Origin of the sequence: Enterobacter cloacae complex sp. IR5402 (assembly GCF_049238125.1) — a bacterium.
GTDB classification, from domain to species: Bacteria; Pseudomonadota; Gammaproteobacteria; order Enterobacterales; family Enterobacteriaceae; genus Enterobacter; species Enterobacter hormaechei_C.
Genome location: NZ_JBMKHO010000002.1, coordinates 523,374 through 534,813, shown reverse-complemented (window position 1 = coordinate 534,813; position 11,440 = coordinate 523,374). Strand labels below are relative to the sequence as shown.

The window sequence follows — 11,440 nt, the reverse complement described above, 5'->3', positions numbered from 1 at the left end:
AACGCATGGCGTTCCATTGACTTTGTGAATCTTAGGAAACGGGACCGATTATGGATAACTTGCGCTTCTCTTCTGCGCCGACAGCAGATTCCATTGATGCATCGATCGCTCAACACTACCCGGACTGCGAACCTGTCGCGGTTATCGGCTACGCCTGCCATTTTCCTGAATCGCCGGATGGCGAAACGTTCTGGCAAAATCTGCTGGAAGGTCGTGAATGCAGCCGACGCTTTACGCGCGAAGAGCTTCTGGCCGTCGGTCTGGATGCCGCCATCATTGACGATCCTCATTATGTCAATATCGGTACGGTGTTAGACAACGCCGACTGCTTCGACGCCACCCTGTTTGGCTATTCGCGACAGGAAGCGGAGTCGATGGACCCGCAGCAGCGCCTATTTTTGCAGGCGGTCTGGCATGCGCTGGAACATGCCGGTTATGCCCCCGGCGCCGTCCCCCATAAGACCGGCGTTTTCGCCTCTTCCCGGATGAGTACCTACCCCGGTCGCGAAGCATTGAACGTGACAGAAGTCGCGCAGGTAAAAGGTCTGCAATCTCTGATGGGCAATGATAAAGACTATATTGCCACCCGCGCCGCGTACAAACTCAACCTGCACGGCCCGGCGTTATCGGTACAGACCGCCTGCTCCAGCTCGCTGGTTGCCGTGCATCTGGCCTGTGAAAGCCTGCGCGCAGGCGAATCCGATATGGCGGTTGCCGGCGGCGTGGCGCTCTCTTTCCCCCAGCAGGCAGGCTACCGCTACCAGCCCGGAATGATTTTCTCTCCTGATGGTCACTGTCGTCCCTTTGACGCCTCGGCTGAGGGCACCTGGGCCGGTAACGGTCTCGGCTGCGTGGTGCTGCGTCGCCTGAGAGACGCGCTGCTGTCAGGCGATCCGATTATCTCGGTGATCCTCTCCAGCGCGGTCAACAACGACGGCAACAGAAAGGTCGGCTATACCGCCCCTTCCGTCGCAGGGCAACAGGCAGTCATCGAAGAGGCGTTAATGCTGGCGGCCATCGACGACAGGCAGGTAGGTTACATTGAAACCCACGGCACCGGCACACCGCTGGGCGACGCGATTGAAATTGAAGCGTTACGCAACGTCTATGCGCCTCGCCCGCAGGATCAGCGCTGTGCGCTCGGTTCCGTGAAAAGTAACATGGGCCATCTGGATACCGCGGCGGGCATTGCCGGACTGCTGAAAACCGTTCTGGCAGTCAGTCGCGGGCAAATTCCTCCCTTACTGAATTTTCACACCCCCAACCCGGCGCTGAAACTTGAAGAGAGCCCCTTTACCATACCGGTGTCGGCACAGGCATGGCAGGACGAAATGCGCTATGCGGGCGTCTCCTCCTTTGGTATTGGCGGCACCAACTGCCATATGATCGTCGCCTCGCTGCCCGACGCGCTCAACGCGCGCCTCCCCAATACGGATAGCGGCAGAAAAAGTACCGCGCTGCTGCTCAGCGCCGCCAGCGACAGCGCGTTGCGGCGGCTGGCGACGGATTATGCCGGGGCGCTGAGAGAGAATGCGGATGCCAGCTCTCTGGCCTTCACAGCCCTGCACGCGCGCCGTCTCGATCTCCCCTTCCGCCTGGCGGCGCCATTAAACCGTGAAACCGCCGAGGCGCTCAGCGCCTGGGCCGGTGAGAAATCGGGGGCGCTGGTTTACAGCGGCCACGGCGCCAGCGGCAAGCAGGTGTGGCTGTTTACCGGCCAGGGCTCGCACTGGCGCACTATGGGTCAAACGATGTACCAGCACTCAACGGCGTTTGCCGACACGCTGGATCGCTGTTTTTCCGCCTGTAGCGAAATGCTCACGCCGTCACTGCGCGAAGCGATGTTTAACCCCGATTCGGCGCAACTGGACAATATGGCCTGGGCGCAGCCGGCGATTGTCGCGTTTGAAATCGCGATGGCGGCGCACTGGCGTGCTGAAGGACTGAAGCCAGACTTCGCCATTGGGCATTCCGTCGGTGAATTTGCCGCTGCTGTTGTCTGCGGACACTATACGATTGAACAGGTCATGCCACTGGTTTGTCGGCGCGGCGCGCTAATGCAGCAGTGCGCAAGCGGCGCGATGGTGGCGGTATTTGCAGACGAAGACACGCTGATGCCGCTGGCTCGCCAGTTTGAGCTGGATCTCGCCGCCAATAACGGTACGCAACATACGGTATTTTCCGGGCCGGAAGCCCGTCTCGCAGTATTTTGCGCCACGCTCTCGCAGCATGACATTAACTATCGTCGCCTGAGCGTAACCGGTGCGGCGCACTCCGCTTTACTGGAGCCGATACTCGATCGGTTCCAGGACGCCTGCGCGGGACTGCACGCGGAGCCGGGGCAAATACCGATTATTTCCACGCTCACCGCCGACGTCATTGATGAGTCAACGCTCAACCAGGCGGATTACTGGCGCCGACACATGCGCCAGCCGGTGCGTTTTATCCAGAGTATTCAGGTGGCGCATCAGCTCGGCGCCCGCGTTTTTCTGGAGATGGGGCCCGATGCCCAGTTGGTTGCTTGCGGGCAGCGCGAATACCGCGATAACGCATACTGGATAGCCAGCGCCCGGCGTAACAAAGAGGCGAGCGATGTCCTCAATCAGGCCCTGCTCCAGCTTTACGCTGCCGGCGTCGCCCTACCGTGGGCCGACCTGCTGGCGGGCGATGGACAACGTATCGCTGCGCCATGTTATCCGTTTGATACTGAGCGTTACTGGAAAGAGCGCGTCTCCCCGGCCTGCGAGCCTGCCGACGCAGCGCTGTCTGCCGGGCTGGAGGTGGCGAGTCGCGCCGCGACAGCGCTCGATCTCCCTCGCCTGGAAGCGCTTAAACAGTGCGCCACGCGACTGCACGCCATCTACGTCGATCAACTGGTACAACGCTGTACCGGCGATGCCATTGAGAACGGCGTGGACGCCATGACCATCATGCGCCGTGGACGTCTGCTGCCCCGCTACCAGCAGCTACTCCAGCGCCTGCTGAATAACTGCGTGGTCGACGGCGATTACCGCTGCACCGACGGGCGATACGTCCGCGCCCGCCCCATTGAACATCAACAGCGGGAATCACTGCTGACGGAACTTGCCGGTTATTGTGAAGGTTTTCAGGCTATTCCCGACACCATCGCCCGTGCCGGCGATCGGTTATATGAAATGATGAGCGGCGCGGAAGAACCGGTGGCGATTATCTTCCCGCAAAGCGCCTCCGACGGCGTGGAAGTGCTGTATCAGGAATTCAGCTTTGGCCGCTATTTCAACCAAATCGCCGCCGGGGTATTACGCGGCATTGTCCAGACGCGTCAGCCCCGCCAGCCGTTGCGTATTCTTGAAGTTGGCGGCGGAACCGGCGGCACCACCGCGTGGCTGCTGCCGGAACTCAACGGCGTTCCGGCACTGGAGTACCATTTCACCGATATCTCGGCGCTGTTCACCCGTCGCGCCCAGCAGAAATTCGCCGACTATGATTTTGTGAAGTATAGCGAGCTGGATCTCGAAAAAGAGGCGCAGTCTCAGGGTTTCCAGGCACAGTCTTACGATCTTATCGTGGCAGCGAACGTGATTCACGCCACCCGCCATATTGGCCGCACGCTCGATAATCTGCGCCCCCTGCTCAAGCCGGGCGGGCGCCTGCTGATGCGCGAAATCACCCAGCCAATGCGTCTGTTTGACTTCGTTTTCGGCCCGCTGGTTCTTCCGCTACAGGATCTCGACGCCCGCGAAGGTGAGTTATTCCTCACCACCGCTCAGTGGCAACAACAGTGCCGCCACGCCGGATTCAGCAAAGTGGCGTGGCTACCGCAGGATGGCAGCCCGACCGCCGGGATGAGCGAACATATCATTCTCGCCACGCTGCCCGGTCAGGCGGTTAGCGCCGTAACATTCACCGCGCCATCAGAACCCGTGTTGGGGCAGGCGCTGACGGATAACGGTGATTATCTCGCCGACTGGTCTGATTGCGCAGGTCAGCCCGAACGGTTTAACGCCCGCTGGCAGGAGGCCTGGCGTCTGCTTTCACAGCGTCATGGCGACGCTCTGCCTGTGGAACCGCCCCCCGTCGCCGCCCCGGAGTGGCTGGGGAAGGTTCGCTTAAGCTGGCAAAACGAAGCCTTTTCCCGCGGTCAGATGCGCGTTGAAGCCCGTCATCCTGCTGGCGAGTGGCTGCCGCTATCGCCCGCCGCGCCTCTTCCTGCGCCGCAGACGCATTATCAATGGCGCTGGACGCCCCTCAACGTCGCCAGCATTGACCAACCGCTTACCTTTAGCTTCAGCGCCGGTACGCTTGCGCGCAGCGACGAGCTGGCGCAATACGGCATCATTCACGATCCGCACGCCTCTTCGCGACTGATGATTGTTGAGGAGAGCGAGGATACGCTGGCCTTAGCGGAGAAAGTGATAGCAGCGCTCACCGCCAGCGCAGCCGGATTGATTGTGGTTACTCGCCGCGCGTGGCGAGTCGAGGAAAATGAAGCACTCTCTGCATCCCATCACGCGCTATGGGCCTTGCTTCGCGTCGCGGCCAACGAACAGCCGGAACGGTTGCTTGCCGCCATCGATCTCGCCGAAAACCCCCCGTGGGAAACGCTGCATCAAGGGTTGAGCGCAGTCTCACTATCACAGCGCTGGCTCGCCGCACGGGGTGACACCCTTTGGCTCCCTTCACTGGCGCCCAATACGGGATGCGCCGCTGAATTACCGGCAAACGTGTTTACCGGCGATAGCCGCTGGCATCTGGTGACCGGAGCGTTTGGCGGATTAGGCCGCCTTGCCGTGAACTGGCTCAGAGAAAAAGGGGCGCGACGCATCGCCCTGCTGGCGCCGCGCGTGGATGAGTCATGGCTACGCGACGTGGAGGGCGGGCAGACGCGCGTCTGCCGTTGTGATGTGGGCGATGCCGGGCAACTGGCCACGGTTCTTGACGATCTGGCGGCCAACGGCGGCATTGCCGGAGCGATTCATGCCGCTGGCGTATTGGCTGACGCGCCCTTGCAGGAGCTTGATGACCACCAGCTGGCTGCCGTTTTCGCGGTAAAAGCGCAGGCGGCAAGCCAGCTGTTGCAAACCCTGCGCAACCACGACGGACGCTATCTTATTCTCTACTCTTCCGCTGCCGCCACCCTCGGCGCGCCGGGTCAGAGCGCCCATGCGCTGGCCTGCGGCTACCTGGACGGGCTGGCCCAGCAGTTTTCCACCCTTGATGCGCCGAAAACGCTCTCTGTCGCCTGGGGCGCATGGGGAGAAAGCGGTCGGGCGGCCACGCCGGAAATGCTGGCGACGCTCGCCAGCCGAGGTATGGGCGCGTTAAGCGATGCCGAAGGCTGCTGGCACCTGGAACAGGCGGTGATGCGCGGCGCCCCGTGGCGACTGGCGATGCGCGTTTTTACCGACAAAATGCCCCCGTTACAACAGGCTCTGTTTAACATCAGCGCCACAGAAAAAGCCGCAACGCCGGTCATTCCTCCTGCTGATGACAACGCCTTTAACGGCAGCCTGAGCGATGAAACAGCGGTGATGGCATGGCTGAAAAAGCGGATTGCGGTTCAGCTAAGGCTGAGCGATCCGGCGTCACTGCATCCAAACCAGGATCTGTTGCAACTCGGCATGGACTCGCTGCTCTTCCTTGAACTCAGTAGCGATATTCAGCACTACCTGGGCGTACGCATCAATGCGGAACGGGCATGGCAGGATCTGTCTCCTCATGGACTCACGCAGCTTATCTGTTCTAAGCCAGAGGCGACGCCTGCCGCTTCGCAGCCGGAAGTGTTGCGGCACGACGCCGACGAGCGTTATGCGCCCTTCCCTTTGACGCCCATTCAGCACGCCTACTGGCTGGGGCGAACCCACCTCATTGGCTATGGCGGCGTCGCCTGTCACGTCCTGTTTGAGTGGGATAAACGCCACGATGAGTTCAATCTCGCCATACTGGAGAAAGCATGGAACCAGCTCATCGCACGCCACGATATGTTGCGTATGGTGGTTGATGCCGACGGGCAGCAGCGAATCCTGGCGACAACGCCGGAGTATCACATCCCGCGTGACGATCTGCGCGCGCTTTCCCCGGAAGAACAGCGCATCGCGCTGGAAAAACGGCGGCATGAACTGAGCTATCGCGTTTTGCCTGCCGACCAGTGGCCTCTTTTTGAGCTGGTGGTCAGCGAAATCGACGATTGCCATTACCGTCTGCATATGAACCTCGACCTTTTGCAGTTTGATGTGCAGAGTTTTAAAGTCATGATGGACGACCTGGCGCAGGTCTGGCGCGGTGAAACGCTGGCGCCGCTCGCTATTACCTTCCGTGATTATGTGATGGCTGAACAGGCGCGCCGACAGACATCGGCATGGCACGAAGCCTGGGATTACTGGCAGGAAAAACTGCCGCAACTGCCCTTAGCGCCAGAGCTGCCGGTGGTTGAGACGCCCCCGGAAACGCCACACTTCACCACCTTCAACTCGACGATCGGCAAGACAGAATGGCAGGCCGTGAAACAGCGCTGGCAGCAGCAAGGCGTCACACCGTCTGCCGCGCTGCTCACGCTGTTTGCCGCCACCCTTGAGCGCTGGAGCCGTACCACAACATTTACGCTGAACCTGACGTTCTTCAATCGCCAGCCGATCCATCCGCAAATCAACCAGTTGATTGGTGATTTTACCTCCGTCACGCTGGTTGATTTTAACTTCTCAGCGCCGGTGACGTTGCAAGAGCAGATGCAACAGACCCAACAGCGCCTCTGGCAAAACATGGCGCACAGTGAAATGAACGGTGTTGAGGTGATCCGTGAGCTGGGCCGCCTGCGCGGATCACAACGTCAACCGCTGATGCCGGTAGTGTTTACCAGTATGCTGGGGATGACGCTGGAAGGCATGACTATCGATCAGGCGATGAGCCATCTGTTCGGCGAACCCTGCTATGTATTCACGCAAACGCCGCAGGTCTGGCTGGATCATCAGGTCATGGAGAGCGACGGCGAGTTGATGTTTAGCTGGTACTGCATGGACAACGTGCTGGAACCCGGCGCTGCCGAGGCGATGTTTAATGACTATTGCGCCATCCTGCAAGCCGTCATCGCCGCCCCTGAAAGCCTGAAGACTCTCGCCAGCGGCATCGCCGGGCACATTCCCCGCCGACGCTGGCCGCTGAACGCGCAGGCGGACTACGACCTGCGGGATATTGAGCAGGCGACGCTCGAATACCCCGGCATCCGGCAGGCCAGAGCGGAAATAACCGAACAGGGCGCGTTGACGCTGGATATCGTGATGGCCGACGATCCGTCGCCATCAGCGGCGATGCCTGATGAGCACGAACTTACCCAACTGGCGCTGCCGTTGCCTGAGCAGGCGCAGCTTGATGAGCTGGAGGCGACCTGGCGCTGGCTGGAGGCGCGTGCGCTACAGGGGATCGCGGCTACGCTAAATCGTCACGGCCTGTTTACCACGCCGGAGATCGCCCATCGCTTTAGCGCAATAGTACAGGCGCTGTCCGCGCAAGCGTCTCACCAGCGTCTGCTGCGCCAGTGGCTACAGTGTCTGACGGAAAGAGAGTGGTTAATCCGCGAAGGTGAAAGCTGGCGCTGCCGCATTCCGCTCAGCGAGATTCCTGAGCCTCAGGAAGCGTGCCCGCAAAGCCAATGGAGCCAGGCGCTGGCGCAGTATCTGGAAACCTGCATCGCCCGGCACGACGCCCTCTTCTCCGGGCGGTGTTCTCCGCTGGAATTGCTGTTCAACGAGCAGCATCGCGTTACCGACGCGCTGTATCGCGACAACCCCGCCAGCGCCTGTCTGAATCGCTATACCGCGCAGATTGCCGCCTTGTGCAGCGCAGAACGGATTCTGGAGGTTGGCGCCGGAACCGCAGCCACTACCGCGCCGGTGCTGAAGGCCACGCGGAACACGCGGCAGTCGTACCACTTCACGGACGTCTCCGCGCAGTTCCTCAATGACGCCAGATCCCGTTTCCATGATGAATCGCAGGTGTCTTATGCCTTGTTCGACATCAACCAGCCGCTGGATTTCACCGCCCACCCGGAGGCGGGTTACGACCTGATCGTTGCCGTCAATGTGCTCCACGACGCCAGCCATGTCGTCCAGACGTTGCGCAGATTAAAACTGTTGCTGAAAGCCGGCGGACGTTTGCTGATCGTTGAAGCGACGGAGCGAAACAGCGTATTCCAGCTGGCGAGCGTGGGCTTTATTGAGGGATTAAGCGGATACCGCGATTTCCGCCGCCGGGATGAGAAACCGATGCTCACCCGCTCCGCATGGCAGGAGGTTCTCGTTCAGGCCGGGTTTGCAAACGAGCTGGCGTGGCCCGCGCAGGAATCGTCGCCGCTGCGCCAGCATCTGCTGGTGGCGCGTTCGCCTGGCGTAAATCGCCCGGATAAAAAAGCCGTGAGCCGCTATTTACAGCAGCGCTTTGGCACCGGTCTGCCCATTTTACAGATCCGGCAAAGAGAAGCGTTATTTACACCGCTGCATGCCCCGTCTGATACGCCGACTGAGCCAGCCAAACCCACGCCAGTTGCCGGGGGGAATCCGGCGCTGGAAAAACAGGTGGCTGAACTCTGGCAATCGCTGCTGTCTCGCCCCGTGGCAAGGCATCACGACTTTTTCGAACTGGGCGGCGACAGCCTGATGGCGACAAGGATGGTCGCGCAGCTAAACCGGAGAGGGATTGCCAGGGCTAACCTTCAGGATCTGTTCAGCCATTCGACGCTGAGCGACTTCTGCGCCCATCTACAGGCGGCTACGTCAGGAGAGGACAACCCGATACCCCTTTGCCAGGGCGACGGTGAGGAAACCCTGTTTGTCTTCCACGCTTCAGACGGCGATATCAGCGCCTGGCTGCCGCTCGCTAGCGCGTTGAACAGGCGCGTTTTCGGCCTGCAAGCAAAATCGCCGCAGCGCTTTGCCACGCTCGACCAGATGATCGATGAGTATGTCGGGTGCATCCGTCGTCAGCAGCCTCACGGCCCTTATGTGCTGGCGGGTTGGTCGTATGGCGCGTTTCTTGCGGCGGGCGCCGCACAGCGCCTGTACGCCAAAGGCGAGCAGGTTCGGATGGTGTTAATCGATCCCGTGTGCCGACAGGATTTCTGTTGCGAAAACCGGGCGGCCCTGCTGCGCCTGTTAGCCGAAGGACAAACGCCTCTGGCACTGCCCGAACATTTCGACCAGCAGACGCCCGACAGCCAGCTTGCCGACTTTATCAGCCTCGCTAAAACGGCCGGTATGGTGTCGCAAAACCTGACGCTGCAAGCGGCAGAAACGTGGCTCGACAACATCGCGCATCTGCTGCGTTTACTGACTGAGCATACGCCGGGCGAAAGCGTTCCGGTCCCCTGTCTCATGGTGTATGCCGCCGGGAGACCCGCGCGCTGGACGCCAGCAGAAACCGAGTGGCAGGGCTGGATAAACAACGCCGACGACGCTGTGATTGAAGCCAGCCACTGGCAAATCATGATGGAAGCCCCCCACGTTCAGGCTTGTGCGCAACACATTACGCGCTGGCTTTGCGCAACCTCAACGCAACCGGAGAACACGTTATGATGCCGTCCGCCTCCCCAAAACAACGCGTACTGATTGTGGGCGCCAAATTTGGCGAAATGTACCTGAATGCCTTTATGCAGCCCCCGGAGGGGCTGGAACTGGTCGGCCTGCTGGCGCAGGGAAGCGCCCGTTCAAGAGAGCTGGCTCATGCGTTTGGCATTCCGCTGTATACCTCGCCGGAACAGATAACCAAGATGCCGGATATCGCCTGTATTGTCGTGCGTTCGACCGTCGCCGGAGGAACCGGTACGCAGCTTGCCAGACACTTTCTGACGCGCGGCGTACACGTCATTCAGGAGCATCCCCTCCACCCGGATGACATCAGTTCCTTACAAACGCTGGCGCAGGAACAGGGCTGCTGCTATTGGGTAAACACGTTTTATCCGCATACGCGCGCGGGACGCACATGGCTTCGCGATGCTCAGCAGCTGCGTCGCTGCCTGGCTAAGACGCCGCCGGTAGTCCACGCCACCACCAGCCGACAGTTGCTCTACTCCACTCTGGATTTGTTGTTGCTGGCTCTGGGCGTTGATGCCGCCGCCGTGGAGTGCGACGTGGTTGGCAGCTTTAGCGATTTTCACTGTCTGAGACTCTTCTGGCCGGAGGGAGAAGCCTGCCTGCTGCTTCAGCGCTATCTCGATCCTGACGATCCAGATATGCATAGCCTTATCATGCACCGCCTGCTGCTGGGCTGGCCGGAAGGTCATCTTTCGCTGGAGGCGAGCTACGGCCCCGTCATCTGGTCATCCAGCCTGTTTGTCGCAGACCATCAGGAGAACGCCCACAGCCTCTACCGCAGACCGGAGATCCTGCGCGATCTGCCGGGTCTGACGCGCAGCGCGGCGCCCCTGAGCTGGCGCGACTGCTGCGAAACCGTCGGGCCGGAGGGCGTCAGCTGGTTGCTACACCAGTTGCGCAGCCATCTGGCGGGCGAACATCCACCAGCGGCCTGCCAAAGCGTACATCAGATCGCGTTATCACGTTTATGGCAGCAGATTTTACGTAAGACCGGCAATGCGGAGATCAGACGCCTGACACCGCCGCACCACGACCGGTTAGCCGGTTTCTACAACGATGATGATAAGGAGGCGCTGTGACGCAATCTGCAATGTGCATCCCGCTGTGGCCCGCCCGGAACGGCAATACTGCGCATCTGGTCATGTGCCCTTTCGCTGGCGGCAGCAGTAGCGCGTTTCGCCACTGGCAAGCTGAGCAACTGGCTGATTGCGCGCTTTCTCTGGTGACCTGGCCGGGGCGCGATCGCCTTCGCCATCTGGAACCGCTCAGAAGCATTACACAACTGGCGGCACTGCTGGCGAACGAGCTGGAAGCATCCGTATCGCCTGACACGCCGCTTTTACTCGCCGGGCACAGCATGGGGGCGCAGGTGGCGTTTGAAACCTGCCGACTTCTGGAGCAACGGGGGCTTGCGCCACAAGGACTGATTATTTCCGGGTGCCATGCCCCGCATCTGCATTCTGAACGCCAGCTCAGCCATCGGGATGATGCCGACTTTATCGCTGAGCTGATAGACATTGGCGGATGTTCTCCTGAACTGCGGGAAAACCAGGAATTAATGTCGCTGTTTCTTCCTCTTCTGCGCGCTGATTTTTACGCCACCGAGAGCTATCACTACGACTCGCCCGACGTCTGTCCGCCGCTGCGCACGCCTGCGCTGTTATTGTGCGGCAGCCACGATCGCGAAGCCTCCTGGCAGCAGGTCGATGCCTGGCGTCAGTGGCTGAGCCACGTTACAGGCCCGGTGGTGATTGACGGCGATCATTTCTATCCCATTCAACAAGCCCGGTCCTTTTTTACGCAGATTGTCCGCCATTTTCCCCACGCATTTTCTGCAATGACCGCGTTGCAAAAACAGCCCAGTACTTCAGAAAGGTGAC

At 60.5% G+C, this 11,440-nt stretch carries 3 protein-coding genes; all 3 read left to right on the top strand.

Annotation, left to right across the window (positions count from 1 at the left end; all coding sequences use genetic code 11):
- Positions 1 to 50: 50 nt before the first annotated feature.
- Genes irp1 through ybtT form a run of 3 tightly spaced genes read left to right on the top strand, consistent with a single transcriptional unit; the run spans position 51 to position 11,439 of the window.
- Positions 51 to 9,542 carry a yersiniabactin polyketide synthase HMWP1 gene (gene irp1, locus ACOTXL_RS05685; RefSeq protein ID WP_043906714.1) on the top strand — a complete coding sequence of 3,164 codons (9,492 nt, stop codon included), beginning with the start codon at positions 51 to 53 and terminating at the stop codon, positions 9,540 to 9,542.
- Positions 9,539 to 10,639 (top strand): yersiniabactin biosynthesis oxidoreductase YbtU, encoded by a 1,101-nt coding sequence (gene ybtU, locus ACOTXL_RS05680; RefSeq protein WP_000982853.1) that lies wholly within the window; start codon positions 9,539 to 9,541, stop codon positions 10,637 to 10,639. The genes irp1 and ybtU overlap by 4 nt, the downstream gene beginning before the upstream one ends.
- A complete protein-coding gene (gene ybtT / locus ACOTXL_RS05675) occupies positions 10,636 to 11,439 on the top strand; it encodes a yersiniabactin biosynthesis thioesterase YbtT (protein WP_000194282.1) in 804 nt (267 codons plus the stop codon). The genes ybtU and ybtT overlap by 4 nt, the downstream gene beginning before the upstream one ends.
- Position 11,440 lies beyond the last annotated feature (1 nt).